This window comes from Propioniciclava coleopterorum (assembly GCF_011393335.1).
Taxonomy (GTDB): domain Bacteria; phylum Actinomycetota; class Actinomycetes; order Propionibacteriales; family Propionibacteriaceae; genus Propioniciclava; species Propioniciclava coleopterorum.
In genome coordinates this window covers 846,282-871,489 of record NZ_CP049865.1, presented here as the reverse complement: position 1 = coordinate 871,489, position 25,208 = coordinate 846,282, and the positions used below count along the sequence as shown (strand labels likewise).

The following is a 25,208-nucleotide window of genomic DNA, read 5'->3' as shown; positions in this document are numbered from 1 at the left end:
TTGGCATGATTCCCACCCAGCCGTTCGGCACCACCGGCCACGACAGCACCCGGGTGATCTTCGGGGCGGCCGCCTTCGGGGAGGTCACCCAGGCGGTGGCCGACGCCACCATGGAGCTGATCCTCTCCCACGGCATCAACCACATCGACACCGCGGCCAGCTACGGGGACGCCGAACTGCGGCTCGGCCCGTGGATGAGGACGCACCGCGACGAGTTCTTCCTCGCCACCAAGACGGGCGAGCGGACGTTCCAGCCGGCCTACGACGAGATCCGCCGCTCCCTGGAGCGGCTGCAGACCGACCAGGTGGACCTGCTGCAGCTGCACAACCTGTCCGACCCGGACGAGTGGGAGGTCGCGATGGCGCCCGGCGGCGCCCTCGAGGCGGCCGTGCGGGCACGCGACGAGGGCCTGGTGCGCTTCATCGGCGTCACCGGGCACGGGACGCTGGTGCCGTCGATGCACCTGCGCTCGCTGGAGGCCTTCGACTTCGCGTCGGTGCTGCTGCCCTACAACCACCCGATGATGCGCAACGAGGCCTACGCCGCCGACTTCGAGGCGCTCGCCGCCGTGTGCGAGGAGCGCGACATCGCGGTGCAGACGATCAAGAGCATCACGCGCGCGCCCTGGGGCGACCAGGAGCGCAACACCACCACCTGGTACCGGCCGCTGGAGGACCAGGCGGCGATCGACACCGCCGTGTGGTGGGTGCTCGGACGCCCGGGCGTCTTCCTCAACTCGGCCAGCGACCCCGAACTGCTGGCCAGGCAGCTGGACGCCGCCGAGCGGTTCGTGGGGCGTCCGAGCGAGGAGGAGATGGACGCGCTCGAGGCCGCGTGGGCGATGGAGCCCCTGTTCGCGTGACCCACGAGCGGGAGATCACCGCCCCGGTCGACCTGTGCCTCCCCGACGGCCGGCTCGACCCCGACGCCGTGGGCTGGTCCCGCCGGCCGCTGCACCGGGCGAACCTGCGCACCGGCCCGGGCTGGTGGGGCCGCACCAAGCGCTGGGAGTAATGGGGCGTCGTCACGCCGACGCACTGCATCGGCGTGGTGGCCAGTTCCCTGGACTACGCGGGCGTCCACGGGCTGTACGTGCTCGAGCGCGCCACCGGGCGCGAATGGGTCCGCGACGTCACCGCGCCGCTCGCGGCGGGCGTCACGCTGCCGCCGCGCTCGGGACGCGGCTGGGTGCGCGCCGCGTGGGCCGGGTTGGTCATCGAGATCCACCAGGACGACGCCGGCACCGTGCTCGCGGCCCGGGCGCCGGGCATCGAACTGGACCTGGACATCCCCTCCCCGCCGGGGCACGAGTCGCTCGGTGTCGTCGTGCCCTGGTCGCCGCGCCGCTTCCAGTACACCGTCAAGGACGTCGCCCGCCCCGTCTCCGGGACGCTCACCCTCGACGGCGTCCGCCACGACGTGCCGGCGGGGGAGTCCTACGCGGTGCTCGACCACGGCCGCGGCCGCTGGCCCGGCCGGATCTCCTGGAACTGGGCGGCCGGCTCGGGCCCCGCGGGCGTGCCGGGCGTGGCCCAGGGCCTCCAGTTGGGCGCCCAGTGGACCGAGGGCACCGGCTCCACCGAGAACGCCCTTCTCGTCGACGGCGTCCTGCACAAGCTCGGCGTCGAGCTCACCGTCGACGTCGACCCGGCCGACCGGCTCCGGCCCTGGCGGATGCGGGGCGCGCGCGGCGCCGAGCGCGTCGACGTGACCCTGACCCCGTTCCACGAGCGCGTCGCCGCCGTCGAACTCGGCATCGTGGGCTCGCGCACCCACCAGTGCTTCGGCACCTGGACCGGCACCGTCACGACGCAGTCCGGCACCTGGTCGGTGGACGGCCTGGTCGGCTGGATCGAGGAGTGCCACCAGCGCTGGTAGCGCCCTGCGCGCCGTCGAGGGACGGTGAGGCGGCTGCGCGTCGAGGGTGGGGCGGCGGCCCGCGTGGCGTCGGGGGTATGCGGCGTCGAGGGGACGACGACGGTGGCTGTGCAGCAGCACCCGGGGGCCGGTGGGCGGGGCCGCGGGTGTCACCGTGGTCGCGCGTGGATCGGCCCGCGGGCGTCCGTCCGCCCCGGCGGGGGACGGCGGCCACCGTGCGACCCTACGTTGCCGTCATGGCCCCGACCGAGCCCCGCGCCCCCGCATCTGACGGACGCGCACCCTCCCCGCCACGCCCGCCCGCGCCGACGCCGGTCACGCCGGCTCCGACGCAACGGACGCCGCCCCCGACGCAACGGACCCCGCGCCCGACGCCACGGACTTCGCTCCCGATGCCGCGGCAGGGCCTGCTCATCGGCGTGGCGGCCGGGCTGCTCGCCCTGCTGCCGCACCTCCTCGAGGGCGCACGGCTCCCCGTGCAGAACATGGGGGTGGGTGCGCAGCCGCCCGCGGCCATGCCGTTGTCGCTGCTGCCGCTGAGCCAGTACATGGTGGACCGGATCGTCGGCATCGCCGTCGCCGGCGCGGCGGCCGCGGCACTGGCGCTGCGTGTCTCGACCCTCGCGGGGCCGACCGCGCGCCGCCGCGCCCTGGCGGGGCTGGCCGCGGTGCAGGCCGTCGTCCTGGCCCAGTCGTTCGCCGTCCTGGGGGACGGGCTGGGGATCGGCGCCACTCCGCGGGGTTGGGGCGCCCCCTACTTCTGGGCCTGTTGGGCGGGACGGTGGCGGCCTTCGCGGCGTCGGCCGGGCTGCTGTGGTGGATGACCGCCCCCTGCGTCGTGAAGCGGACGGTCGCGTGGGGAGTGGCCGCCGTCCCCCTGGCGGTCTGGGTCGCGTCCTTCCTGCCGGCGCTCGTCCCGGCGCCGGCGTCCGACCCGCTGCCCGCGATGCTGCGGGAGTGGCTGCCGGGCCTGTTCGTCGGGGTGGCGCTGGCGCGCTGCACGGTGCCGCCGTGGCGCCGACTGATCGGCTGGGTCGGGGCGCTGGCGGCGCTGTGGTTGGTGCCGGCGGTCGCCGGCGTCATCACCTCCACGCTGGGCACGCGCCTGGTCATGGGGAGCCCCACGCGGATGCTCGCGTTCGCGCGGGAGGCGTGGGCGTTCTGGATCGCGCAGCCGCAGTGGGGCCCGCTCGCCGTGGCGGTGGGCGTCGGGCTCGCCGGGGCAGCGCTCGTCCGGGTGCTCGGCCCGCCGCGCGGTCAGCCCACCCGGACGTAGGCCCAGCCGTCGCGCTGCCGCTCGACGACCCGCGCGATCCCCGCCGGCACGACGCCGACGCCGGGCGCCAGGGCGTCCTCGTCGACGTGGTGGGCGCGCAGCGCGTTGCGGCAGGCCAGCACCGTCACGGTGGGCAGGGTGGCGAGTTTCTCGGCGAGCCGCCCCGCCTGCGGGTGGTCGGCGACCAGGCCCGCGACCGCGCCGGACTGCACGACGATCTCGACGGGGCTGGGGCCGATCTCGGCGAGCAGGTTGGCGGCGCTCTGGAGCGCGGACAGCGCCAGCGCCTCGTCGGGCCCGGCGGCCTGCAGGACGACGCCGTCGCCGGCGGGAGGGTTCGATCCGGTCATGGGGGGCACGCTACGCCCCGACGGCTCACGGCGTCCCGGGCTCCCACAGGCTGCGGGACTCGGCGTACGTGGCCTCCACGAGCTCGCGGGTGAGCCGGCGGGCCTCGCCGGGGTCGCGGCGTCCGATGGCGCCGGCCAGCGCCATGTGCTGGTCGAGGGCGCCCTCGGCGGGGTGCTCGGGCGTCAGGCCCTCCTCGAGCCGGCCGCGCAGGATCGCCTCGATCACGGGGGCGAACTGGGCCAGGATCCGGTTGCCGGAGGCGACGAGCAGCAGCCGATGGAACGTGGCGTCCGCCTCGATGAACCCCTCGGGGTCGTCGCGGTGCCCCAGCCCCCACAGTTTCGCCGCCGCCGAGAGCAGCTCGGTGACCTGGTCGGGCGTCGCGCAGGACGCGGCCAGCGCGGACGCCTCGGGCTCGAACGCCGCCCGCAGTTCCAGCATCTCCTTGAGCTGGTGGAAGCGGTCGGGCGAACGCAGCCGCCAGCGCACCACGTCGGGGTCGAGCAGGTTCCAGTCGCCCGCGGGCATCGTGATGGTGCCGCGTCCGCGCTTGGGCTCGACGAGCCCCTTGGCGCCCAGGACGCGCAGCGCCTCCCGGATCGCGGTCCGGGACGCGCCGAAGCGGGTCCCGAGGTCGTCCACGTTCAGCACGGTGCCCACCGGGAGCGTGCCGCAGATCTCTGTGCCCAGCGCGTCCACGATCACCGCATGCCGGTCGCGCACCTCGGGAGGCGTGACGGCGGCGAAGATCGACATGGGGGCAGCCTAACCCGTTTTGCAATGTCCGCAACGCTTTACAAGTCAGACTTACTACCCCTACCCTGCCGGTGAAAGGTGGTCGCACTCCTCACGGGTGAGGACGCAAACCGCCTCTGACGACCGGGTGCCAAGGGGGGCGCCGGTCACACACTCAAGGAGGGTGTCATGACGAACTTCAGCCGACGGACGCTGCTGGCGGGCACCGGGGCGATCGCGTTGGTGGCGGCGGCCGGTTGCTCCGCGGGCGGGGGAGGGGCCGCTCAGGCGCCGTCCACGACCGTGCGGATCACGCTGGCCAACCACGTCTGGACCGAGAACGTGAAGAAGGCGATCCCCGAGTTCGAGAAGGCCACCGGCCTCAAGCTCGAGATCACCCAGCTCGCCGAGGACCAGCTGTCCGACCAGTACAACGTCAAGCTCAACGCGGGCACGTCCGAGATCGACGTGATGATGTACCGGCCGCTGCAGGAGGGTCGCCTGTTCGCGCAGAACAAGTACTTCGCCGACCTCACCGAGAAGGCCAAGGGCGACGCCGCGTGGAACGTGGGCGACTTCCAGGCCAGCCCGATGTCCGCCACGACGCACAACGGCCAGATCGTCGGCATCCCGATCATCACCGAGCGCGAGGTCCTCTACTACCGCAAGGACGTCCTGTCCAAGCTCGGCATTGAGGTCCCCAAGACCCTGGACGAGCTCAAGGCGGCCGCCAAGAAGATCAAGGAGGCGGGCGAGATGTCCGGCTTCGTGGCCCGCACCGGCAAGTCGCCCGCGGTGACCCAGTTCTCCAGCTTCCTGTTCTCGATGGGTGGCGACTTCGTCGACGCGGCCGGCAAGGCCAGCGTCAACACCGACGCCGCCAAACAGGCCTACGCGCTGTACGGCGAACTGATCCGCGAGTACGGCCCCGCCAACGTGTCGACCGACATGAGCTGGCCCGAGGCGATGGCCGTCTTCACCCAGGGGCAGGCCGCGTTCTACACCGAGGCCGACTCGCTGTACAAGAACGCCACCGACCCGGCCAAGTCGAAGGTGTCCGACACCGTCGGCTTCGCGCAGTTCCCGGCCGGCCCCGGCGGCTCGAAGCCCTACAACATCCCGTCGTGGGCGCTGGGCGTCAACGCCGCCTCGACCAACGTCGAGAACGCGTGGAAGTTCATCCAGTGGGCCACGAGCAAGGAGCAGGTCGCCGCGCAGCAGAAGTCGGGCATCCCCGGCGCGCGCAGCTCCGTGTGGGAGAGCGCCGACGGCATCAGCAGCTACCCGACCGACCTGGCCAAGGCGATCACCGACAGCGCGAAGGTGGGCGTCGACCACGACCGCCCCGTCGTCGCGCAGGTGGTCAAGGCCCGCGAGGCCGTCGGGCAGCCGATCGTCGACTCGATCAAGGGCGGCGACCTGAGCGCGTCCGTCGAGACGGCGCAGAAGGCCTTCCAGGCCGTCCTGGACGCCGAGAAGAAGTAGTGACCAAGGGCCGGGAGCGCGCTCGCCCGCGCTCCCGGCTCCGCACGCCTCACCACGAAGGGGGATCGACGTGACGAGCGTCACCCTGAGCGGCGGCCCGCGCCCGCAGTCGGCGTACTCCCGCTGGGCCAACCGCCACCGCCGCTGGCTGTTCGCCGCTCCCGCGATGGTCTTCATCGCGCTGCTCATCATCTTCCCGATCATCTGGACGCTCTGGCTGAGCCTCACCGACGCCTCGGGCTCGGTGCGCGCCGAGGCGTCCTTCATCGGCATCGACAACTACGTCACCGTCCTGACCGACACCACGCGGTTCTGGCCGGCGGTCGGACGCACGGCGCTGTTCACCGGCGTCGTGCTGTTCTTCGAGATGATCTTCGGCCTCGGGATCGCGCTGCTGCTGTGGCGCCCGTTCCGGGGCGAGAAGTGGGTCCGGGTCGCCATCCTGCTGCCGCTGGTCGCCACCCCCGTGGCCGTCGGCATGATGTGGCGGCTGATCTTCGACCCGACGATCGGCCCGGTCAACAAGATCCTGGGCGTCGTCGGCATTCCGCCGCAGCCCTGGCTGGCCGGCGAGCTGACGGCGCTGCCGACCACGATGTTCATGGACATCTGGCAGTGGACGCCGATGGTCGCGCTCATCATCCTCGCCGGCCTGACCTCGCTGTCGGACGAGCCCTTCGAGGCCGCCCGCGTCGACGGCGCCTCGGCGTGGCAGACCTTCCGCTACATCACGCTGCCGATGCTGTCCTCGACGCTGATCGTGGCGCTCATGCTGCGCGGCATCGACGCCCTGAAGACGTTCGACATCCTGCTGGCCGCCAAGGGCAAGGGCGGCGGCTCGTTCAACGAGGTCGAGACGCTCAACCTGTACGGCTACGGGCTGAGCTTCGACTACAACGAGTACGGGCTGAGCTCCACCGTGCTGATCCTGTTCTTCATCATCATCGTGGCCAGCATCTTCCTGCTGACGCGCAAGCGCGAGGAGGCCGCGAAGTGATCACCACGACCGGGTACAAGATCTTCCGCTTCACCGCGCTGGCGCTCATCGTCGCGATGCTGGTGCTCCCCATCGTGTGGATGGTGCTGGCCGCCTTCAAGACCAACGTCGACATCTACGACGCCGCGAAGACCGTCATCTTCACGCCCACGATGGAGAACTTCGGCAAGGTGTTCGCCCAGGGCAACTTCGGGCAGTACATCTTCAACTCGGCGCTCATCGCGGTCGCCGCGACCGGGCTGTCGATGGTGCTGGGCGTCCCGGCGGCGTTCGCGATGTCGCGGTTCGTCATGAACAAGTCGGCGCTGGTCGTCCTCATGGCGCGCGTCATCCCCGGCGTCTCGCTGCTGGTGCCGTGGTACTACCTGTTCAGCCAGATGCGCCTGGTGGGCACCTACTGGGTGCTGATCCTGTCGCACATGTTCGTGGCGCTGCCGCTGATCGTCTACATCATGATGGGCTTCTTCGACGGCCTGCCCGTCGAGTTGGAGGAGTCCGGCCAGGTGGACGGGCTCACCCCGATCGGCTCGTTCTGGCACCTGATGCTGCCGCTGTCCACGCCGGGCATGGCGACCGCCGGCATCCTGGCGTTCATCTTCAGCTGGAACAACTTCATGTTCGCGCTCGTGTTGTCGAGTTCGTCCACCAAGACGCTGCCCGTGGCCATCTACGACTTCATCGGGTACGCGGCCATCGACTGGGGCGCGCTGATGGCGGCGTCCACCGTGGTGACGGTGCCGATCATGGTGATCGCGCTCTTCACCCAGAAGTACATCGTGTCCGGCCTCACCGCCGGAGCCACCAAGGGCTGAGCGTCGCTCAGCCGACGAGGGAGTAGGAACCGCACGTGGAAACCATCGAACGGGTCGAGACCTTCCTGGTCGCCCCCCGCTGGCTGTTCGTCCGGATCGAGACCTCCGGCGGGCTGGTCGGCTGGGGCGAGGCGTCGTGTGAGGGCCGCTCCGAGACGGTCCGCACGGCCGTGGAGCAGCTCTCGGAGTACCTCATCGGGCAGGACCCGTTCCGCATCGAGGACCACTGGCAGGTGATGAGCAAGGGGTCCTTCTACCGCTACGGCGTGATCCTGTCCTCGGCCGTCTCCGGCATCGACCAGGCGCTGTGGGACCTGCTCGGCCGCTCGGTCGGGCTGCCGGTGCACCAACTGCTCGGCGGGCCGGTCCGCGACCGGATCCGGGTGTACGCCTGGGTCGGGGGCGACGAGCCGGACGAGGTCGCCGACCACGTCGCCGCGCAGGTCGAGGCGGGCATGACCGCGGTGAAGATGAACGCGTCGGGGAAGATGTCGCCGATCGCGACCGCCGCCGAACTGGCCGGGGTGGAGCGCCGGGTCGCGGCCGCCCGCGACGTGCTGGGGCCCACCCGCGACGTCGCGGTCGACCTGCACGGCCGGTTCACGCTCGCCGACGCCCGCCGCGTCGCGGGGATGATCGAGCCGTACCACCCGTTCTTCATCGAGGAGCCGGTGATCCCCGAGAACAGCCACCTGATCGGCAAGATGGTCGAGTCCACCACCGTGCCGATCTCCACCGGGGAGCGGCTCTACAACCGGCAGGAGTTCCTGCCGGTGCTGCAGGCGGGCATCGCCGTGGCGCAGCCGGACCTCTCGCACGCCGGCGGCATCTCCGAGGTGCGCCGGATCGCGTCGCTGGCCGAGACCTTCGACGTGCAGCTCGCCCCGCACTGCCCGCTCGGCCCGCTCGCGTTCGCGTCCAGCCTGCAGGTCGGGTTCGCGGCGCCGAACCACCTGATCCAGGAGCAGAGCATCGGCATCCACTACAACGAGGGCGCCGAGGTGCTGGACTACGTCGCCGACACCGCGCCGCTGCGCTTCGTGGACGGCCACGTCGAGCGGCTGACCGGCCCCGGGCTGGGCATCGAGATCGACGAGGCCGCCGTCCGGGACGCCGACAAGCGCGGCCACGCCTGGCGCAACCCCGTGTGGCGGCACGACAACGGCGCCTTCGCGGAATGGTGAGCCGGGGGCCGGATCGCGAACGGCCTTCCCGCGGCCGGTCCGCGTGCGGAAGGGTGGACGCATGAGCATCGAGCTGCTGCCCCTGTTGGCCGCCCACCGCGTGCTGGGCATCATCCGCGCCCGGGACGCCGCCGCCGCCGTCGCGGCCGGCCGCGTCCTGGTGGACGCCGGACTGCCGCTGCTGGAGGTGTCCCTCATCACCCCGGACGCCGCCGACGCCATCGCCGAACTCGCCGGCATCCCCGGCGCGATCGTCGGTGCGGGCACCGTGCTGAGCCCCGAGGACGTCGCCCTGGTCGAGGACGCGGGCGCGTCCTTCATCGTCACCCCGGCGATCACCGACGCCGTGCCCGTGGCCGCCGGCCACGGACTGCCGGTGCTCGCGGGCGCGACGACCGCGACCGAGGCGCTGACCGCGATGCAGCTCGGCGCGACGGCGGTGAAGCTGTTCCCGGCCTCCATCGGGGGCCCGAGCTACCTCAAGGCGCTGCGCGACCCGCTGCCCGGGCTCCCGTTCGTTCCCGTCGGGGGCGTGGACGCCGCCGCCGCGCGCGAGTACCTGCGCGTCGGCGCCGTCGCCGTGGGCGTCGGATCGCCGCTGCTGGGCGACGCGGTCGCGGGCGGCTCGCTGGACGAGCTCGCCGAGCGGGCGGCGTCCTTCGCCGCGCTGGCGGCGGAGTTCGCATGAGCGGCGCCGACGTCCTGACGATCGGGGAGGCGCTGGTCTCCTTCCGCACCGACGAGATCGCGCCCGGCTGGCGCGCGTCCGCGCATGTGGCGGGCGCCGAGTCGAACGTCGCCATCGGCCTGGCTCGGCTGGGGCACGCCGCGCGCTGGGTGGGGCGGGTGAGCGACGACGCGCTGGGGCGCTGGGTGCTGGCCACCCTGGCCGGCGAGGGCGTCGACGTCGCGGACGCCGTGGCCGACCGCCGGTCCGCCGGCGCGATGGTGCTGGAGTCGCCCGCCGACCACGCCCGCCGCGCGACCTACCTGCGCCGCGGCTCCGCGGGCGCGGCCCTGACCGCCGCCGACGTGCTGGCCGCGCTGCCGGGGGCCCGCCGCGTCCACCTCACGGGCGTGACGCCGGCCCTGTCGGAGACCGCGCGCGCCGCCTGGCTCGGGCTGGGACGTGCCGCGCACGGCGCCGGGGTGCCGGTCTCTTTCGACGTGAACCACCGCCCCGCGCTGTGGGACGCCGCGGCGGCGTCCGAGGCGCTGCGCGAGCTCGTGCCGCACACCGACCTGCTGATCGCCTCGGAGGACGAGCTCGAGCTCGTCGCCACCGGCGACGAGGCGGACGCGGTGGCGTCCCTGCTCGACGCGGGCGTGGGGACCGTGGTGGTCAAGCGCGGCGAGCGGGGGGCGAGCGCGTTCACGGCGTCCGGCCGGGTCGACGTCCCCGCGCAGCGCGTGCCCGTCGTGGACGTGATCGGCGCCGGGGACGCCCTGTGCGCCGGGCTGCTGTCGGGGCTGCTGGACGGCTTGGACCTCGCGCCCGCGCTGGAGCGCGGCGTCGCGGTGGCGTCGGCGTGCGTGGCCTCGCCCGGGGACTGGGAGGGCCTGCCCACCCGCGCTGACCTCGGCCTCTGAGGCGGCGCTGCGCGTCGCGGTGCACGCGCGGCACTTGACCCCACCGTGTCGTTCTGGTGCCGCCAGTGCGGCGCCGGCTCACCGCGACAAGGAACGATGCGGGCGGGGTCGGGCTCTCGGGGCACCACGACGACACCGGCGCGGCGCGGCCCGCGGTCGGGCATTTGGAGGGCGGCGGTCAGTCCTGCTCGGCGTCCGGCGCGGGGAGAGCGTCGCTGACCCGCAGGATGGGCTGCGGCTGCAGGTTGCGCATGCCGTTCCAGGCCAGGTTCACCAGGTGCGCGGCGACCTGCGGCTTGGTCAGGGTGGTCTGGTTGTGGGACTCGACCCACCACTGGCCCGCCAGCGCGACGAGCCCGACCAGCATCTGGGAGTACAGCGGGGCGGTGCCCGGGTCGAAGCCGCGCCGCTCGAACTGCGACGCCAGCAGCCCCTCGACGCGGCTCGCCACGCTGGACAGGATCGTCTGGAACGTCCCGCCGGGCGCGTACGGCGAGGAGTCGCGGCTGATGATGCGGAAGCCGTCCGGCTCCTCCTCGATGTAGTCCAGCAGCGCCAGGGTGCCGAGCTCGATCAGCGAGCGCGGGTCGGTGTGCGGGCGGGAGATCGCCTGGTAGATCGCGTCGTGCAGGCGGCGGACCTCGCGGTCGACGACGACCGCGTACAGCCCCTCCTTGCCGCCGAAGTGCTCGTAGACCACCGGCTTGCTCACCTCGGCGTGCGCGGCGATCTCCTCGACCGAGGTGCCGTCCAGCCCGCGCTCGGCGAACAGCTCGCGCGCGACGCCGACGAGCTGCTCGCGGCGCTGCTGGCGCGTCATCCGCACCCGCCCGCGGCGGGCGCGCGGCGTGGTGCTCGGCTGGGTGGTCACCCGTGTAGTGTCTCGCGAGCGACGCGTGGGCGCCAATGAACCGCGCCCGTTGCCGCGTGCGGGGCACCGCCCGCTGGCCTACACTCGGCCGAGGACCCGCTGGGGTCCAGTCCCCGGTTGGTCTTTCGGCAGGGCCCGCCTGACTTTGAATCAGGATTAGCGAAGTAGGTTCGACTCCTACCCGGGGAGCGGCGGCACCGTGGCGACGCTGGACGCCCGCAGTAGCCTGAAGGCGTCCCGAAGTCACGTGGGGCCGGACGGGGAATGCCATGAGGCCACTTCGCTACTCGATCAACGTCACGCTGGACGGCTGCGTCCACCACCAGGCGGGCCTGCCCCCCGACCCGGAGTCGATGGCGTTCTGGACCGCCGAGATGGAGCGGGTCGACGCGCTGCTGTACGGCCGGGTGACCTACGGCATGATGGAATCCGCGTGGCGCAGGCCCGCGAACGGCGTCTGGCCCGCCTGGATGGAGGAGTGGGAGATCCCGTTCGCCGAGGCCATCGACCCGACGAGGAAGTACGTCGTGTCGGCCACGCTGCCGGCCCCCGACTGGAACGCCGAACTGCTCGGCGGCGACCTGGGCGCGGCGGTGCGCCGACTCAAGGAGGAACCCGGCCACGGGCTCGTCGGCGGGGTCAGGTTGCCGCTGGCGCTGGCCGACCTCGGCCTGATCGACGAGTTCCAGTTCGTCGTGCACCCGGTGATCGTCGGTCACGGGCCCGCGCTGCTCGCAGGGCTGCGGGAGAGCACCCGCCTGGAGCTGGTCGAGCGCCGCGACTTCCGCTCCGGCGCGGTCGCCTCGCTGTACCGCCGCGCCGGCTGACCTCGCCCCCGATCCTCCCCCTCTTCCGGCGGCCGGGCGGGGTCTGTCAGCATGTGGGTCATGGCTGTGCTCCACCCGCACGCGTCCGGCGCCCCCACCCTCGGCGGAGCGGGGGAGCGTCATGGGTGAGCGGCCGGTCATCCTGCTGGTGACCGACACCCACCGCGCCACCCTGCTGGGCGAGTTCCAGCGCTACTCCCGCGACTACGAGATCGTGCCGGCGACCAGCGGGCACGACGCCGAGAAGGTCGTGGCGGACCTGCTCCGCAAGGGGCACCAGCTCGCCCTGGTCGCCGTCGAACACCGGCTGCCGGACGCCGACTCGCTCGACGTGTTCCGGCGGCTCCGGCCGCTGGTCCCGACGGCGCGCCGGATCACGCTGCTGGCGTCGGAGGACTTCCCGGACGCCGCGGACACCCTGCGCCTCGCGACGCTCGACAACGACCTCGACGCCTACCTCGTGATCCCGCGCGGGCTGCGCGACGAGGAGTTCCACACCGCCCTCGTCGAGACCCTGTCGGACTGGGGCTGGTCCGTCGCCGGCCCGGTCGTCGCCGGCGTCGAGCTCGTCTACGACCGGCCGGACGCCAACGTGGCGGCCCTGCGCGACTGGCTGGAGCGCACTGGGATGCCGTCGCGGTCGCATCGCGCCGACAGCCCCGAGGGGCGGGCGATCATCGAGGCCGCAGGCCCGGACGCCGTCCTGCCGCTGATGCGGGCGTTCCGGGGGCAGTTCCTCTCCGACGCGACGGTCGCCAAGGCGGCCGAGGCGATGTACGGCGGCCACGACGACATCCCCGCCGACCAGGTCGCCGACGTCGTGATCGTCGGCGCCGGACCGGCCGGGCTCGCGGCCGCGGTGTACGCGGCGTCGGAGGGGCTGAGCACGATCGTGGTGGAGTCCGAGGCGATCGGCGGGCAGGCCGGGTCGAGCTCGATGATCCGCAACTACCTGGGCTTCCCGCGCGGCATCTCCGGGATGCGGCTGGCCCAACGCGCCCGCACGCAGGCGTTCCGGTTCGGCGCCCGGTTCTACACGGGGCGGCCCGTCACCGACATCCAGGACGGCCCCGACGACGAGCCGCCGCACCACCACGTGTTCGTGCGCGGCGCGCGCATCTGCGCCCGCGCCGTCGTGGTCGCGACCGGGGTCGCCTACCGGACGCTGGGCGTCCCCGCGCTGGACGCGTACCTCGGGGTGGGCGTCCACTACGGCGCGGCCACCGCGGTCGCCCGGGAGATGAAGGGACGCCGCGTCGCGGTGGTGGGCGGCGGGAACTCCGCGGGCCAGGCGGCGATCCACCTGGCCAAGTTCGCCGCCCACGTGTCGATCGTCGTGCGGCGCGCCGGCCTGGCGGACACGATGTCGGAGTACCTGATCCGCGAGATCGACGCGACGGTGAACATCGACGTCCGCCCTCGCTCCGAGGTGGTCGGCGGCGGCGGCGACGGGCGGCTGGAGTGGCTCGACCTGTCGGTGGCCGGCGACGTCGAGCGCGTCGAGGCCGGCGGGCTCTTCCTCCTGCTGGGCGCCGATCCCGCCTGCGACTGGCTGCCCGCGCGGGTTCGCCGCGACGAGGCCGGCTTCGTCCAGACCGGGCGCGACGTGCCCCGGGAGCTGTGGGTCGACGGGCTGCCGCCGGCGAGCCTGGAGACCGCCGTGCCGGGGATCTTCGCGGCCGGCGACATCCGGGCCGGCTCGATGAAGCGCGTCGCCGCGGCCACCGGGGAGGGCGCCACGGTGGTGGCGCTGGTGCACGAACACCTGGCCGAGCTCCGCGCCGCGGAGTTCCGCGCCTGAGGCGGGCCGGTTCGTCGGCCGGCGGCGCGGGGCTCAGCCCGTGATGTGGTGCACGTAGCACCAGCGCCACGCCTCGCCGGGCTCAGCCGACTCCATCACCGGGTGGTGGCTCTCGCGGAAGTGCCGGGACGCGTGCCGGGACGGCGAGGAGTCGCAGCACCCGACGTTGCCGCAGTCGAGGCAGCGCCGCAGCGCCACCCAGTCGGTGCCCTCGGCGACGCAGGCGGGGCACGCGGACGCCTCGGCGTCGTCGATCGCCGGGTGCGACGCCAGGTCGTCGCACTGCTGCGCCTCGCGCAGCCGCAGCCCGGCGGTCCGCATCGCCTCCGCCCGCTCGGTGCGGGTGTCGCTCATCGACTCCTCGACGTCCAGCATCTGCAGCACTTCGGCGATGATGTCGCCGGGCACCGTCCCGCTGCCGCGTATCTCGAGCACCTTCTCGCGCTCGGCCTGCAGCATCTCCCGCCGGACGCGCGCGTACAGCTGCGAGGGCGACTCGCGGTCCCCGGCGGTGCTGAGCCGCTCCCAGGCGGCGAAGCTGCGTTCGTCGATCCGCTTGCGGACCAGGTCCAGCACGTGGTGCGGGTCGTCGAAGTGCAGCGTGCCGAGGCGCTCGAGGCCAGCCCGGCCGGCGTCCTCGAGGACGACGGCGCGGGTGAGGGCGTCCGCGGCCGGGTCGGGGGTCTCGACGTCGAGGCGCCGCGTCAGCCAGGGCAGGGTGAGGCCCTGCAGGAAGAGCGTGCCCGCCACCACGGTCAGGGCGATCAGGAGCAGCACCTCGCGGTGCGGGACCGACAGCGGGATGATGAACGCCGCCGCGAGCGTCACGACGCCGCGCATCCCGGCCCAGCCGACCAGGAACGCGCTCGGCACCCAGCCGGGGCGCCCCGGTTGGACGTCAGGAGCAGGGGCACGCGCAGCGCGAAGATCCAGCCGAGCCGGACGACGATCACCGTCGCGAGCACGGTCACGCACACCAGCACGATCCAGCCCAGGGGCAGGTGGCTGGCGATCACGTCCTCGACGATCCACCTGGTCTGCAACCCGATCAGCAGGAAGACCGCGTTCTCGAGCAGGAACGCGATGGCGCCCCAGGTGGTGCGCTCGGCGATCCGCGACGGGGCGGTCTGGATGATCGGGGCCTTGTGGCCCAGCAGCAGGCCCGCGACCACGACGGCGATCACGCCCGAGGCGTGCACCGACTCGGCGAGCATGTAGGCCGCGCACGGGGTGATGAGGGAGATCGTGGTGTCGATCACCGGGGTCGTGACCCGGCGCCGCAGCCACGCCACCAGCGCGAAGACGATGAAGCCCGCCGCCGCGCCGCCGCCGGCCGCGACCAGGAAGTCCAGGCCGATCTCGCCCAGGGACACCGCGCCCGCGATCGCGGCGATGGCGGTGCGCAGCGCCACCAGCGCCGTGGCGTCGTTGAGCAGCGACTCGCCCTCCAGGATCGTCACGATCCGGCGGGGCAGCCCGATCCGGCGTCCGATGGCGGTGGCGGCGACGGCGTCCGGGGGCGCCACGACGGCGCCGATCGCGAGCGCGGCGGGCCAGCCGAGGTCGGGGATCAGCCAGTTGACGACGGCCCCGACCGCGAAGGTCGTGACGACCACCAGGCCGACCGACAGCGCCAGGATCGGCGTCCGGTTCGCGGTGAAGTCGACCAGCGAGGTCTGGATCGAGGCGGTGTAGAGCAGCGGGGGCAGGAGCCCGAGCAGGACGACCTCGGGCTCCAGGTGGATCTCCGGCAGGACCGGCACGTAGGACGCCGCGGCGCCGACGGCGATCAGCAGGAGCGGGGCGGGGACGTTGAAGCGCTCGCTGAGCGCCTCGCCACCCAACACCACCACGGCGATGCCGACGAGGATGAGGGCTGTTTCCACGGCGCCATTGTGCCGCCCGAACCCTGTCGGGACCACGGGTGACCGCGGTCGGTTCGGTAGGCTGCCGAGCGTCCCCAACGAAGGAGCGATCATGGACGAACAGGTAGCGGGAGTCGCGGGAGTCGTGGTGCTGGCGGCGGGCGCGGGGACGCGCATGAAGTCGCGCACGTCGAAACTCCTGCACCAGATCGCCGGCCGTTCGCTGTTGAGCTACGCCATCCGCGCCGCCGAACACCTGGACCCCGAGCACCTGGTCGTGGTCGTCGGGCACGAGCGCGAGCAGATCGAGGAGCACCTGGCCGACATCGCGCCGCAGGTCACGATCGCCGTCCAGGAGCAGCAGAACGGCACCGGGGACGCGGTCCGTTCGGGGCTGGAGCAACTCGCCGGCGTCGACGGCGAGATCGTCGTCACCTACGGCGACGTGCCCCTGCTCACCGGCGAGACCCTCGCCGAACTCGTCGGGGTCCACCGCGCCAACGGCGACGCCGTGACGGTCCTGAGCACCGTGCTGGAGGAACCGTTCGGCTACGGGCGCATCGTGCGCGACTCCGACGGCGACCAGGTGGCGGCCATCGTCGAGCAGAAGGACGCCACCCCGGCGCAGGCGGCGATCACCGAGATCAACGCCGGCATCTACGTCTTCGACGCCGAGATCCTGCGCGACGGGCTCGCGTCCCTGACCACGGACAACGCCCAGGGCGAGCTGTACCTCACCGACGTGGTGAAGTTCGCCCGCGGCGAGGGCCGCGACGTGCACTCCCACATCCTGGACGACCGCTGGCAGGCTGAGGGCGTCAACGACCGCGTCCAGCTCGCCGCGCTGGGCCAGGAGGCGAACCGCCGGCTGCTGGAGAAGTGGATGCGCGCCGGCGTCACGATCCTCGACCCGGCGAGCACGTGGGTGCACGACACCGTCGACCTCGCACCCGACGTCACCCTGCTGCCCGGCACGAGCCTCGAGGGGGCGACCTCGGTCGCCTCGGGCGCGACGATCGGGCCGGACACCACCCTGATCGACGTCGAGGTCCGCGAGGACGCCTCGGTCGTCCGGACGCACGGGTCGCTCGCGATCATCGGCGTCCGCGCCTCGGTCGGGCCGTTCGCGTACCTGCGCCCCGGCACGGAGCTGAGCGAGGACGGCAAGATCGGCACCTTCGTCGAGACGAAGAACGCCAAGATCGGGCCCGGCGCCAAGGTGCCGCACCTCACCTACGCCGGCGACGTCGAGATCGGGGAGTCGGCCAACATCGGCGCCGGCACGATCTTCGCCAACTACGACGGCGTCACCAAGTCCAAGAGCGTCATCGGCAAGGCGAGCTTCGTCGGCAGCAACTCGGTGATCGTCGCGCCGGTCGAGGTGGCGGACGGGGCCTACGTGGCCGCCGGGTCCGCGATCACCGAGCCGGTCGGGCCGGGCGAACTGGCGGTGGCCCGGGGACGGCAGCGTAATATTCCCGGTTGGGTGGCCAAGCGCCGCGAAGGCACCAAGACGCACCAGGCCGCCGCCGAGGCGGGCGACAACGAAGGGACCGCCGAGCAGTGACCGGGATCAAGCGCCAGTCCGAGAAGCACCTCATCCTCGCGTCGGGCCGGGCCTACCCCGAGCTCGCCGATGAGGTCGCGTCGCTGCTGGGGGTGGACCTCGTCCCGACCCGGGCCCTGACGTACGCGAACTCGGAGATCTACGTCCGGTTCGAGGAGTCGGTGCGCGGCGCGGACGCCTTCGTGATCCAGTCGCACCCGGCGCCGGTCAACGAGTGGCTGATGGAGCAGTTGATCATGATCGACGCGCTCAAGCGGGCCTCCGCCAAGCGCATCACGGTCGTGTCGCCGTTCTACCCCTACGGCCGCCAGGACAAGAAGCACGCCGGGCGCGAGCCGATCTCGGCCCGCCTGATCGCCGACCTTTACAAGACCGCCGGCGCGGACCGCCTCATGTCGATCGACCTGCACGCGTCGCAGATCCAGGGCTTCTTCGACGGCCCGGTCGACCACCTGATCGCCCTGCCGGTGCTGGTGGACTACATCACCGCCAAGTACCCGCTGGACAACCTCACCGTCGTCAGCCCGGACGCCGGCCGCGTCCGGCTGGCCGACGCGTACACCGACCGGCTGGGCGCGCCGCTGGCGATCATCCACAAGCGCCGCGACCCCAACAAGGCCAACGAGGTCGCCGTGGGGGAGGTCGTCGGCGACGTCCGCGGGCGGGTCTGCCTGCTGGTGGACGACATGATCGACACGGCCGGCACGATCGCCGCCGCCGCCCACACGCTCAAGGAGCACGGCGCGGCCGCCGTGATCGCCGCCGCGACCCACCCGATCCTGTCGGGGCCGGCCGCCGAGCGGCTGAACGCGGCGCCGTTCGAGGAGGTCATCATGACCAACACGCTGCCCATCCCCGAGGGCGTCAACGTCCCGAACCTCACCATCCTGTCGGTCGCGCCGCTGATCGCCGAGGCGATCCACCAGATCTTCACCGACGGCTCGGTGACCAGCCTGTTCGACGGGGCCAGCCTGTAGGCCGACGCGGTCGGCGGGCGGGGCGTCCCGGCGGACGCGGCCCGGGTGACGGGCGGCTCAGCCCGGGCGCGTGAAGATGAGCGCGACGGCGCGCAGCGCCAACACCAGGCCGGCGAACGCGAGCAGGTAGCCCAGCAGCGCGAACACCCCCAGGCCGGGGAGCAGTTGCGGGCCGGCGGCGGTGGTGACCAGCAGGATGCCGCCCAGCACGGAGGCGCCGGACAGCAGCGCCAGCACCAGCTGCTGCACCAGGCCGGTGAGGAAGTGACGGTCCGCGGGGTCGCTGAACGCCCGGACGCGCACGGTGAACCGGCCCTCGGTCAGGTCCTCGGTGAGCTTGTCGACGCGGCGGGGCAGATGCTCCAGCACCGGCAGGACGCGGATGAGCCGGCGCTCCACCTGGGCCCGCACCGTCTCGGGGGTGAGGTCGCCGGTCACCTCGCGGGCGACCGTGCGGGCGGCGTCCACGAGGTCGAGCCCGGGGTCGAGCTGCTTCAGCGTGCCCTCCAGGGCGCCCAGCGAGCGCAGCGCGGCCGCGATCTGCGGCGGGACGCCGAAGCCGTGCCGCATCACCATGGACAGCAGTTCGCTGAACACCTTGAGGCTGCCGCCGCGTCCCAGGCCGCCGCGGTACCGGGTGATGAGCTGGCCCAGCTCGCGCTGCAGCCCGCGCTCGTCGAGCCGGTCGGGGCGGTCCAGCAGTTCGAGGACGCAGTCGGTGGCCAGCACCGGGTCGTCGGCGTCGATGGCCCACAGCAGCATGGCCAGGGTCTGCCGCGACGGGGCGTCGAGGCGTCCGACCGAGCCGAAGTCCAGCAAACCGACCGAGCCGTCGTCCCAGATCACCACGTTGCCCGGGTGCAGGTCGGCGTGGAAGATGCCGTCGTCCAGCAACTGCCCCAGCACCGCGGCCAGCAGCCGTTGGGCGGCGGCGGCCCGCACGTCGGCGTCCAGGCCGGCGATCAGGTCGGACGCCTGCGCGATGGGGGTGCCGGTGAGGCGCTCCATCACGATCAGCCGCGACGAGCACAGGGACGCGTCGACCTGCGGGATCCGGATGCCGCGCGCGTCCGCGCTGGGGCGCAGCGCCGCCATGTTGTCGAGCTCGACGCCGTAGTCCAGTTCCTCGTCCAGGGAATCCGCGAACCCCTCGACCAGGCCGGCGACGCCCAGCCGCCGGGCCCAGGGCGCCGACCGTTCGAGCCGCCGGGCGAGGCGCCGCAGGATCTCCAGGTCGAGGGCGACCTGGTCGGAGGCGCTGGCGCGCTGCGCCTTCACGACGACCTCCTGGCCGTCCAGCAGGCGCGCCGTGTGCACCTGCGCCAGGGACGCCGACGCGAGGGGCTCTTCCTCGATGCTGGCGAACACCTCGTCCAGGGGGCGTCCCAGTTCGGTCGTCACCGTCTCGGCGAAGACGGGCCAGGGCTGCGGCGGGACGCGGTTGGTCAGGTGCGACAGTTCGGCGATGAACACCGGCGGCATGAGGTCGGCGCGGGTGGACAGCATCTGGCCGAGCTTGACGAAGGTCACCCCGGAGTCCTGCAGCGCCAGCCGCAGCGACCGGGCGGTCTGGGCGGGCCGGTTGCTGGCCGCGAGCCCCCGCAGCTGGGACCCCAGTCCGTGGCGCGCCAGGATGGCGCTGATCTGCGCGGAGCGTCGGGCGGTGGCCAGCCGCCGCTTCCAGCCGAACAGCCAGGTGCGCAGCGGCGGCAGCGAGCCGGTCGGCCACAGCACCTCCAGCCCGACCAGCACCGCGGCGCTGAACGCGAACGCCCACAGCGCCGCCACGGCCAGCACGGCCATGACCGCGCCGCCGTTGGCGTCGGTGATCGCCACGGTGCCGGACTCCAGCAGCCAGGTGACGACGGCGAAGAAGATGCCCAGCGTCACGAACGAGACGAGGAAGGCGCGGATCCAGCCGACCGGCACCCCCAGCACCCGGCGCGCGGCGTGCACGAGCAGCCAGGCCTGCAGGACGCCGCCGACGAGCGCGCCGAAGCCGTTGGCGAGCGAGCCGAGCACGGCCAGGACGTCCATGGGCACCCCCGAGGTCGGTGAGCATTGCGCCGAAAGCCTATCCCCGGAGGAGGCGGGCGCCCCGGTTTCCCGTCAGCCCGGAGCCTCGGGTACGCTGGGGAAGTTGCTTGGCGAGGGGACTTGCGTCCCGTGATCGACAAGGCCCTCCCTTGCCACGCGTATCGCCAAGGTTGAGGAGAACCATCATGACTGACGAGCTGAGGCTTGAGGCCGAGAGCCGTACCGAGTTCGGCAAGGGCGCCGCCCGCCGCATCCGTCGCGCCAACAAGGTGCCCGCCGTGATCTACGGGCACGGCGGCGACCCGATCCACATCTCGCTTCCGGGCCACGAGACCCTGCTGGCGCTGCGCACCGCGAACGCGCTGCTGACGCTGGTCATCGACGGCGGCAAGAAGCAGCTCGCCCTGCCCAAGCAGGTGCAGCGCGACCCGATCACCGGCTTCCTGGACCACGTCGACCTGGTCATCGTGAAGAAGGGCGAGAAGGTCACCGTCGAGGTTCCGCTGCTCGTCACCGGCACCGTCAAGGACGACCGCATCCTGGTCATGGACCAGCAGTCGATCACCCTCGAGGTCGCCGCGACCAACATCCCGGCGCACATCGAGATCCCGGCCGGCGAGCTGGAGATCGGCGAGCAGGTCACCGCCGCCGACCTGAACCTGCCCGAGGGCGCCGTGTTCCCCGGCGAGCCGACCGACCTGATCCTGTCGATCGCTCCGGCCCCCACGACCGAGGAGCTGGACGCCGAGCTGGACGCCGCGGTCGCGGGTGCCTCCGACGAGGCTCCGGCCGAGGCCGAGGAGTCGGCCGAGGCCGAGGACGCCGCGGAGTAATCCGTTGGCGTCACCGTGGTTGGTGGTCGGGCTCGGTAATCCGGGCCCGACCTACGCGTCCACCCGGCACAACGTCGGCTTCATGGTCGCCGACGAGCTGGCCGGGCGGGCGCGCGCGCCGTTCGCCGCCCCCCGCGGCATGCGGGCCGACGTCGTCGAGACGCGGCTGGCGGCCTCCGGGATGGGCGGGGTCGGCGCGGACGCGCAGCGGGTGATCCTGCTCAAGCCGCGCACGTTCATGAACGACTCCGGCGCCGCCGTGGCCAAGGCCTGCGCCTTCTTCAAGATCGACCCCGACCATGTGATCGCCGTCCACGACGAGCTCGACCTGGACTTCGGCCGGCTGCGCGCCAAGAAGGGCGGTGGCGACAACGGCCACAACGGGCTGAAGTCGATGCGCGCCCACCTGGGCACCGGCGACTTCTACCGGATCCGGTTCGGCATCGGCCGTCCGCCCGGCCGCCAGCAGGCGGCCGACTACGTGCTGGCCCCGATCCCCGCCTCGCTGCGCGAGGACTACGCCGTCGAGGTGTCCCGCAACGCCGACGCCGTGGAGGCCCTGATCTCCGGCGACCTGGCCGCGGTGCAGAACCGCTTCAACTCCTGAAGGCTCGCCCGGGCGCCGAACGCTCGCTCGCCCCGGACGGACGGCCGGATGGTCGGGGCGAGCGGTTCGTGGAATGCTGGCGAGCAGGACAGGCCGGAAGGGCGGTGACCCCATGACGCAGGAACCGATCGATCGGGCGCTGCTGCACGGCGCCGTCGAGATCGTCCCGACCGGGGCGGGGCTGCGCCCGATGCGGCTGCCCGGGTGGGCGATCCGTCGGGCCGCCGACCCGCAGCTGGCGATGTCGGCCTCCCAGCCGTCGGGGGTTCGCCTGGCGTTCGACACCAGCGCCACCGTCGTCGAGCTGACCGCCAGAGCCGAGCGCTTCGGCTACGTGGGGGTGCCGCCGCGGGCCGTCGGGGTCTTCGATGTGCTGGTCGACGGCGACCTCCATGCCCGCGCGAGCCTCGAGACGGCGACGCAGCACCTCACGGACATGGCGTCGGGGCGGCGCTCCACCACCGTCGCCGAGCCGGAGACGCTGCGGATCGGGCTGCCGGCCGGGGACAAGCGGGTGGAGATCTGGCTGCCGCACACCGAGTCGGTCGAGCTGGTCTCGATCACCGCGGCCGCCGAACTGCGCCCGGTGCCCTCGGGCCGGCCGAGGTGGGTCCACCACGGCAGCTCGATCTCTCAGGGCTCGAACGCCGGCGGGCCGAGCGCCACGTGGGTCGCGCGGGCGGCCCGTTCGTTGGGGCTGGACCTGACGAACCTCGGTTTCGGGGGAGCGCGCTGGCGGACTCCTTCACCGCCAGAGCGATGGCCGCGCTGCCCGCCGACCTTCTCACCGTGGCGCTGGGCATCAACATCGTCAACGCCGACCTGATGCGGCGCAGGGCCCTGCGGTCCGCGGTGCACGGGTTCGTCGACGCGCTGCGGGACGCGCACCCGGAGACCCCGATCGGGCTCCTGACGCCGACCTGGTGCGCGATCCACGAGAAGACCCCGGGGCCCGGGGCCTTCGATCCGAAGGCCCTCGCCCGCGGCGAGGTCCGCTTCATCGCGACCGGCGACCCTGCCGCGGTGGCCGGCGGCGCGCTGACCCTCGAGGTGGTGCGCTCGGAGCTGGCGGAGATCATCGAGGAGCGCGCGGACGACCGGCTCGGCCTGATCGACGGGCTCGCCCTCTACGGCGAGGCGGACGCCGAGGCGCACCCGCTGCCGGACGGGCTGCACCCCGACGAGGAGACGCACGCACTGATCGCGGAACGGTTCGTCCGCTCCGCCGGGCTGTCCGCGCTCCTGCCCCGGATGGGCGGATGATGTCGGCGATGGCTCCTCCACCCCCTGAGTCGGCCGGGCAGGCGACGCCGTCCGGAAGCCCGGTCCCGCGGATCATCGGTGCCGTCGTCTCGCTGGTCGCAGGCCTTCCGTTCGCCCTGCTCCTCGTCGCGGTGCTGAGGAGCAGGTTCGGCGGACCCGCCACGGATCCGCACGGCTACACCCTGATCTTCGGGACCTTCGGTGCGCTGGTGACCGGCCTCGTCGCGAGCGTTTCGATCCCGTGGGTGTTCCCCGCCGCCCGACGACCCCGCGTCCTGCGGTGGTGCCTGCTCGGCTACGTCGTCGTCGCCGCGTCGCTGATCGCGCTCCTGCTCACCGCCTGAGGCCATACTGGGGCCATGACGCAGCAGCCGTTCGAGAGCCTGCAGGACCGTCTGATCCGGGAGGCGATGGAGCGCGGCGAGTTCGACGACCTGCCGGGCGCGGGGCGTCCGCTCGACCTGTCGGACGCCGGCGACCCCGACTGGTGGGTCAAGCGCAAGCTGCGCGAGGCCGGCGACACCTCCGCGCTGGCGCCCGCCGAGATCCAGCTGCGCCGGCAGCGGGCCCAACTGCTGGCCGAGCTGCCCGGCCACCCCAGCGACGCGGCCGCGGACGCCGCCGTGGCCGCGTTCAACGCGCTGGTGAAGGCGCAGCGGCTGCGTCCGGCCACGCCCGGCCTGCCGCCGCTGCCGGTGGCGACCATCGGCGCCGACGAGGCGCGGGCCGCGCGGCGGCGTCCCCGTTGAGGCGGCGTCGGGGCCGGGACGCGGAACGACGCCCGCCCGGAGAGTTCCGAGCGGACGCCGTCCTCAGCCCTTCACGCAGAGCAGGGTCTGCAGCCGGGCCACGACATCGACCAGGTCGCGCTGCGCGTCGATGACCTCGTTGATGTCCTTGTACGCGGCCGGGATCTCGTCGATCACGCCCGCGTCCTTGCGGCACTCGATGCCCGCGGTCTGGCTGGCCAGATCCTCGGTGCTGTAGCGCCGCTTCGCCGCGTTCCGCGACATCCGCCGCCCTGCGCCGTGGGACGCCGACTGGTACGACGCCGGGTTGCCCAGCCCGCGCACGATGTAGGAGCCGGTCCCCATCGAACCCGGGATCACGCCCAGGTCACCCGCCCCGGCGCGGATCGCGCCCTTGCGGGTCACGATCAGCTCGGTGTCGTCGTAGGTCTCCACCGCCACGTAGTTGTGGTGGCACTTGATCGGCGCCTCGAACGCGATGCCCTCGATGCGGTGGCTCAGCTCGTCGCACACCGCCTGCAGGATCACGTCGCGGTTCAGCAGCGCGTAGGCCTGCGCCCACCACAGGTCGTGCAGGTAGTCGTCCATCTGCGGGGTGCCCGCGAGGAAGACCGCCAGGTCGCGGTCGACCAGCCCCTGGTTGTGCGACAGGGCCTGCGCGGCCTCCATGTGGACCTGCGCGAGCTGGTTGCCCGTGCCGCGCGAGCCGGAGTGCAGTGTGATCCACACCCGGTCGTCGTCGCCGGCGCACAGCTCGATGAAGTGGTTTCCGCCACCCAGCGTCCCGACCTGGCTGATCGCCTTCGCGGTCGCCTTGCCCGAGGACGCCGCCCGCGTCAGGTGCCGCGCGCGCAGGTCGTCGAACTCGGCCATCAGCGTGCGGTACCGGGCGGCCAGATCGGGGTGCCTGCTCAGCGTGCGGGCCTCGCCCTTGTGCGCGGCGAAGCCGACCGGGACGCCCCGCTCGATGCCTGACCGCAGCAGGTGCAGGTCCTCGGGCAGCTGGTCGGGGCGCAGGTTGGTCCGTACCGCGGTCATCCCGCAGCCGATGTCGACCCCGACGGCCGCCGGGGCGACGGCCTGGCGCATCGCGATCACGGAGCCGACCGTGGCGCCGTAGCCGTAGTGCACGTCGGGCATCACCCGCAGGCCGTGCGTCCACGGCAGGGCGGCGACGTTGCGCAGCTGCCGGCGCGCGGCGTCCTCGATGTCGGCCTCGGTGGCCCACATCAAGGTGTTGTCGGTGCCCGTCAGGGGCACCGGGAACGTGGACATGATTCTTCCTCTCGTTGTTTCTTCGTGGGGGAGCGCACGGCGCTCGGCGTTCGTCGGGGCGTGTCGTCGTCGCAGAGCACACGGGTGTTGCGAGGAGACGGTGCGGCCGAGGGACGGCCGAGGCGGGCGTGCGCCCGGCTCAGCGTGTCGCCGGCCGGACCTGGAGATCGAAGGGCGCGACCGGGCAGCGCTGCGACATCGCCTCATAGCGACGGAGCTGTTCCTGC

General features: G+C 72.9%; 28 protein-coding genes, 1 tRNA gene and 1 pseudogene. 23 read left to right on the top strand and 7 right to left on the bottom strand.

The annotated features are described in order from the left end of the window. Window positions 1-5 precede the first annotated feature (5 nt). The 6 genes and pseudogenes from G7070_RS04220 to G7070_RS04205 all read left to right on the top strand — a co-directional run bounded on the left by G7070_RS04220 (window position 6) and on the right by G7070_RS04205 (window position 3,155). Window positions 6-863, top strand: a complete 858-nt coding sequence (locus G7070_RS04220; RefSeq protein ID WP_166232205.1) for an aldo/keto reductase — start codon at window positions 6-8, stop codon at window positions 861-863. Beyond that, window positions 860-1,015 (top strand): DUF2804 family protein, encoded by a 156-nt coding sequence (locus G7070_RS17570; protein WP_206079943.1) that lies wholly within the window; start codon window positions 860-862, stop codon window positions 1,013-1,015. The genes G7070_RS04220 and G7070_RS17570 overlap by 4 nt, the downstream gene beginning before the upstream one ends. Window positions 1,016-1,027: 12 nt before the next feature. Next, window positions 1,028-1,459: pseudogene (locus tag G7070_RS19750) on the top strand (DUF2804 family protein); the annotation flags it as partial. Beyond that, window positions 1,445-1,879, top strand: a complete 435-nt coding sequence (locus G7070_RS19745; protein ID WP_431977933.1) for a DUF2804 family protein — start codon at window positions 1,445-1,447, stop codon at window positions 1,877-1,879. The pseudogene G7070_RS19750 and the gene G7070_RS19745, both read left to right, overlap by 15 nt. Before the next feature lie 392 nt (window positions 1,880-2,271). Continuing rightward, the gene (locus tag G7070_RS04210; RefSeq protein WP_166232203.1) at window positions 2,272-2,703 is read left to right on the top strand and encodes a hypothetical protein; all 432 of its coding nucleotides are present in this window, start codon (window positions 2,272-2,274) and stop codon (window positions 2,701-2,703) included. After that, window positions 2,700-3,155 (top strand): hypothetical protein, encoded by a 456-nt coding sequence (locus G7070_RS04205; RefSeq protein WP_166232201.1) that lies wholly within the window; start codon window positions 2,700-2,702, stop codon window positions 3,153-3,155. The genes G7070_RS04210 and G7070_RS04205 overlap by 4 nt, the downstream gene beginning before the upstream one ends. Here G7070_RS04205 and G7070_RS04200 read toward each other — a convergent pair. Then, window positions 3,137-3,505: a DsrE family protein gene (locus G7070_RS04200; protein ID WP_166232199.1), complete on the bottom strand. Its 369-nt coding sequence runs from the start codon at window positions 3,503-3,505 to the stop codon at window positions 3,137-3,139. The two genes, G7070_RS04205 and G7070_RS04200, sit on opposite strands and share 19 nt — an antisense overlap. A gap of 25 nt (window positions 3,506-3,530) precedes the next feature. Further along, complete coding sequence (locus G7070_RS04195; RefSeq protein WP_166232197.1) at window positions 3,531-4,262, bottom strand: FadR/GntR family transcriptional regulator; 732 nt, start codon at window positions 4,260-4,262, stop codon at window positions 3,531-3,533. A gap of 168 nt (window positions 4,263-4,430) precedes the next feature. On the opposite strand from G7070_RS04195, the gene G7070_RS04190 reads away from it, so the two are divergent. The 6 genes from G7070_RS04190 (at window position 4,431) to G7070_RS04165 (ending at window position 10,309) form a co-directional block, all read left to right on the top strand. Further along, window positions 4,431-5,726 carry an ABC transporter substrate-binding protein gene (locus tag G7070_RS04190; protein ID WP_166232195.1) on the top strand — a complete coding sequence of 432 codons (1,296 nt, stop codon included), beginning with the start codon at window positions 4,431-4,433 and terminating at the stop codon, window positions 5,724-5,726. A 70-nt stretch (window positions 5,727-5,796) separates the two neighbouring features. Next, entirely contained in the window at window positions 5,797-6,723 is a 927-nt protein-coding gene (locus tag G7070_RS04185) for a carbohydrate ABC transporter permease (protein ID WP_206079941.1), read from the top strand. Further along, the gene (locus tag G7070_RS04180) at window positions 6,720-7,535 is read left to right on the top strand and encodes a carbohydrate ABC transporter permease (protein ID WP_206079940.1); all 816 of its coding nucleotides are present in this window, start codon (window positions 6,720-6,722) and stop codon (window positions 7,533-7,535) included. The genes G7070_RS04185 and G7070_RS04180 overlap by 4 nt, the downstream gene beginning before the upstream one ends. A 35-nt stretch (window positions 7,536-7,570) precedes the next feature. Continuing rightward, window positions 7,571-8,719: a galactonate dehydratase gene (gene dgoD, locus G7070_RS04175; RefSeq protein WP_166232193.1), complete on the top strand. Its 1,149-nt coding sequence runs from the start codon at window positions 7,571-7,573 to the stop codon at window positions 8,717-8,719. A gap of 61 nt (window positions 8,720-8,780) precedes the next feature. Further along, the gene (locus G7070_RS04170; RefSeq protein WP_206079939.1) at window positions 8,781-9,407 is read left to right on the top strand and encodes a bifunctional 4-hydroxy-2-oxoglutarate aldolase/2-dehydro-3-deoxy-phosphogluconate aldolase; all 627 of its coding nucleotides are present in this window, start codon (window positions 8,781-8,783) and stop codon (window positions 9,405-9,407) included. After that, complete coding sequence (locus tag G7070_RS04165; protein WP_166232191.1) at window positions 9,404-10,309, top strand: sugar kinase; 906 nt, start codon at window positions 9,404-9,406, stop codon at window positions 10,307-10,309. The genes G7070_RS04170 and G7070_RS04165 overlap by 4 nt, the downstream gene beginning before the upstream one ends. A 178-nt stretch (window positions 10,310-10,487) precedes the next feature. On the opposite strand, the gene G7070_RS04160 is transcribed toward G7070_RS04165, so the two are convergent. Next, on the bottom strand, window positions 10,488-11,180 hold the full coding sequence (locus G7070_RS04160) for a TetR/AcrR family transcriptional regulator (protein WP_246227305.1): 693 nt from the start codon (window positions 11,178-11,180) through the stop codon (window positions 10,488-10,490). A gap of 110 nt (window positions 11,181-11,290) precedes the next feature. On the opposite strand from G7070_RS04160, the gene G7070_RS04155 reads away from it, so the two are divergent. The 3 genes from G7070_RS04155 (at window position 11,291) to G7070_RS04145 (ending at window position 13,808) form a co-directional block, all read left to right on the top strand. After that, window positions 11,291-11,369 (top strand) — tRNA-Gln (locus G7070_RS04155). 80 nt (window positions 11,370-11,449) lie between these two features. Then, window positions 11,450-12,007 (top strand): dihydrofolate reductase family protein, encoded by a 558-nt coding sequence (locus G7070_RS04150; protein WP_166232189.1) that lies wholly within the window; start codon window positions 11,450-11,452, stop codon window positions 12,005-12,007. Between the two features lie 121 nt (window positions 12,008-12,128). Further along, a complete protein-coding gene (locus G7070_RS04145) occupies window positions 12,129-13,808 on the top strand; it encodes an NAD(P)/FAD-dependent oxidoreductase (RefSeq protein ID WP_166232187.1) in 1,680 nt (559 codons plus the stop codon). Between the two features lie 33 nt (window positions 13,809-13,841). Here the strand turns inward: G7070_RS04145 and G7070_RS18385 are convergent, their stop codons facing one another. Both G7070_RS18385 and G7070_RS17560 read right to left on the bottom strand, forming a co-directional pair. Next, on the bottom strand, window positions 13,842-14,681 hold the full coding sequence (locus tag G7070_RS18385; protein WP_246227303.1) for a UBP-type zinc finger domain-containing protein: 840 nt from the start codon (window positions 14,679-14,681) through the stop codon (window positions 13,842-13,844). After that, window positions 14,633-15,694: a cation:proton antiporter gene (locus tag G7070_RS17560; RefSeq protein WP_206079938.1), complete on the bottom strand. Its 1,062-nt coding sequence runs from the start codon at window positions 15,692-15,694 to the stop codon at window positions 14,633-14,635. The genes G7070_RS18385 and G7070_RS17560 overlap by 49 nt, the downstream gene beginning before the upstream one ends. Window positions 15,695-15,785: 91 nt before the next feature. Between G7070_RS17560 and glmU the strand changes: the two genes are divergently transcribed. Both glmU and G7070_RS04130 read left to right on the top strand, forming a co-directional pair. After that, window positions 15,786-17,240, top strand: a complete 1,455-nt coding sequence (gene glmU / locus G7070_RS04135) for a bifunctional UDP-N-acetylglucosamine diphosphorylase/glucosamine-1-phosphate N-acetyltransferase GlmU (protein ID WP_166232185.1) — start codon at window positions 15,786-15,788, stop codon at window positions 17,238-17,240. Then, a complete protein-coding gene (locus tag G7070_RS04130; RefSeq protein ID WP_166232183.1) occupies window positions 17,237-18,217 on the top strand; it encodes a ribose-phosphate diphosphokinase in 981 nt (326 codons plus the stop codon). The genes glmU and G7070_RS04130 overlap by 4 nt, the downstream gene beginning before the upstream one ends. 57 nt (window positions 18,218-18,274) lie before the next feature. On the opposite strand, the gene G7070_RS04125 is transcribed toward G7070_RS04130, so the two are convergent. Next, window positions 18,275-20,254 carry an ABC1 kinase family protein gene (locus G7070_RS04125; RefSeq protein WP_166232181.1) on the bottom strand — a complete coding sequence of 660 codons (1,980 nt, stop codon included), beginning with the start codon at window positions 20,252-20,254 and terminating at the stop codon, window positions 18,275-18,277. Window positions 20,255-20,439: 185 nt separating this feature from the next. On the opposite strand from G7070_RS04125, the gene G7070_RS04120 reads away from it, so the two are divergent. From G7070_RS04120 to G7070_RS17555, 6 genes are all read left to right on the top strand, one after another. Beyond that, window positions 20,440-21,087 (top strand): 50S ribosomal protein L25/general stress protein Ctc, encoded by a 648-nt coding sequence (locus G7070_RS04120; protein ID WP_166232179.1) that lies wholly within the window; start codon window positions 20,440-20,442, stop codon window positions 21,085-21,087. Between the two features lie 4 nt (window positions 21,088-21,091). After that, window positions 21,092-21,694, top strand: coding sequence for an aminoacyl-tRNA hydrolase (pth, locus tag G7070_RS04115; RefSeq protein ID WP_166232177.1), 603 nt, complete (start codon window positions 21,092-21,094; stop codon window positions 21,692-21,694). 112 nt (window positions 21,695-21,806) lie between these two features. Beyond that, complete coding sequence (locus G7070_RS18140; protein WP_211198158.1) at window positions 21,807-22,520, top strand: SGNH/GDSL hydrolase family protein; 714 nt, start codon at window positions 21,807-21,809, stop codon at window positions 22,518-22,520. Beyond that, window positions 22,454-22,957, top strand: a complete 504-nt coding sequence (locus G7070_RS18135; RefSeq protein WP_211198157.1) for an SGNH/GDSL hydrolase family protein — start codon at window positions 22,454-22,456, stop codon at window positions 22,955-22,957. Before G7070_RS18140 ends, G7070_RS18135 begins: the two co-directional genes overlap by 67 nt. An 8-nt stretch (window positions 22,958-22,965) precedes the next feature. Then, a complete protein-coding gene (locus G7070_RS04105; protein ID WP_166232175.1) occupies window positions 22,966-23,301 on the top strand; it encodes a hypothetical protein in 336 nt (111 codons plus the stop codon). Window positions 23,302-23,316: 15 nt separating this feature from the next. Further along, on the top strand, window positions 23,317-23,706 hold the full coding sequence (locus G7070_RS17555; protein ID WP_206079937.1) for a DnaJ family domain-containing protein: 390 nt from the start codon (window positions 23,317-23,319) through the stop codon (window positions 23,704-23,706). Window positions 23,707-23,769: 63 nt separating this feature from the next. Here G7070_RS17555 and G7070_RS04095 read toward each other — a convergent pair whose 3' ends face one another. Next, window positions 23,770-24,981: an RtcB family protein gene (locus G7070_RS04095; protein WP_166232173.1), complete on the bottom strand. Its 1,212-nt coding sequence runs from the start codon at window positions 24,979-24,981 to the stop codon at window positions 23,770-23,772. Between the last annotated feature and the right edge of the window lie 227 nt (window positions 24,982-25,208).

Bases quoted from the DNA above. Each gene is read 5' to 3' on its own strand.
- G7070_RS04105 (WP_166232175.1), top strand. From the start codon at position 22,966: ATGGCTCCTCCACCCCCTGAGTCGGCCGGGCAGGCGACGCCGTCCGGA.
- G7070_RS04150 (WP_166232189.1), top strand. From the start codon at position 11,450: ATGAGGCCACTTCGCTACTCGATCAACGTCACGCTGGACGGCTGCGTC.
- G7070_RS17555 (WP_206079937.1), top strand. From the start codon at position 23,317: ATGACGCAGCAGCCGTTCGAGAGCCTGCAGGACCGTCTGATCCGGGAG.
- G7070_RS04220 (WP_166232205.1), top strand. From the start codon at position 6: ATGATTCCCACCCAGCCGTTCGGCACCACCGGCCACGACAGCACCCGG.
- G7070_RS04120 (WP_166232179.1), top strand. From the start codon at position 20,440: ATGACTGACGAGCTGAGGCTTGAGGCCGAGAGCCGTACCGAGTTCGGC.
- G7070_RS04195 (WP_166232197.1), bottom strand. From the start codon at position 4,262: ATGTCGATCTTCGCCGCCGTCACGCCTCCCGAGGTGCGCGACCGGCAT.
- G7070_RS04170 (WP_206079939.1), top strand. From the start codon at position 8,781: ATGAGCATCGAGCTGCTGCCCCTGTTGGCCGCCCACCGCGTGCTGGGC.
- glmU (WP_166232185.1), top strand. From the start codon at position 15,786: ATGGACGAACAGGTAGCGGGAGTCGCGGGAGTCGTGGTGCTGGCGGCG.
- G7070_RS04095 (WP_166232173.1), bottom strand. From the start codon at position 24,981: ATGTCCACGTTCCCGGTGCCCCTGACGGGCACCGACAACACCTTGATG.
- G7070_RS04190 (WP_166232195.1), top strand. From the start codon at position 4,431: ATGACGAACTTCAGCCGACGGACGCTGCTGGCGGGCACCGGGGCGATC.
- G7070_RS04210 (WP_166232203.1), top strand. From the start codon at position 2,272: ATGCCGCGGCAGGGCCTGCTCATCGGCGTGGCGGCCGGGCTGCTCGCC.
- G7070_RS04205 (WP_166232201.1), top strand. From the start codon at position 2,700: ATGACCGCCCCCTGCGTCGTGAAGCGGACGGTCGCGTGGGGAGTGGCC.
- G7070_RS04165 (WP_166232191.1), top strand. From the start codon at position 9,404: ATGAGCGGCGCCGACGTCCTGACGATCGGGGAGGCGCTGGTCTCCTTC.
- G7070_RS04125 (WP_166232181.1), bottom strand. From the start codon at position 20,254: ATGGACGTCCTGGCCGTGCTCGGCTCGCTCGCCAACGGCTTCGGCGCG.
- G7070_RS04145 (WP_166232187.1), top strand. From the start codon at position 12,129: ATGGGTGAGCGGCCGGTCATCCTGCTGGTGACCGACACCCACCGCGCC.
- G7070_RS18135 (WP_211198157.1), top strand. From the start codon at position 22,454: ATGGCCGCGCTGCCCGCCGACCTTCTCACCGTGGCGCTGGGCATCAAC.
- G7070_RS18140 (WP_211198158.1), top strand. From the start codon at position 21,807: ATGACGCAGGAACCGATCGATCGGGCGCTGCTGCACGGCGCCGTCGAG.
- G7070_RS04200 (WP_166232199.1), bottom strand. From the start codon at position 3,505: ATGACCGGATCGAACCCTCCCGCCGGCGACGGCGTCGTCCTGCAGGCC.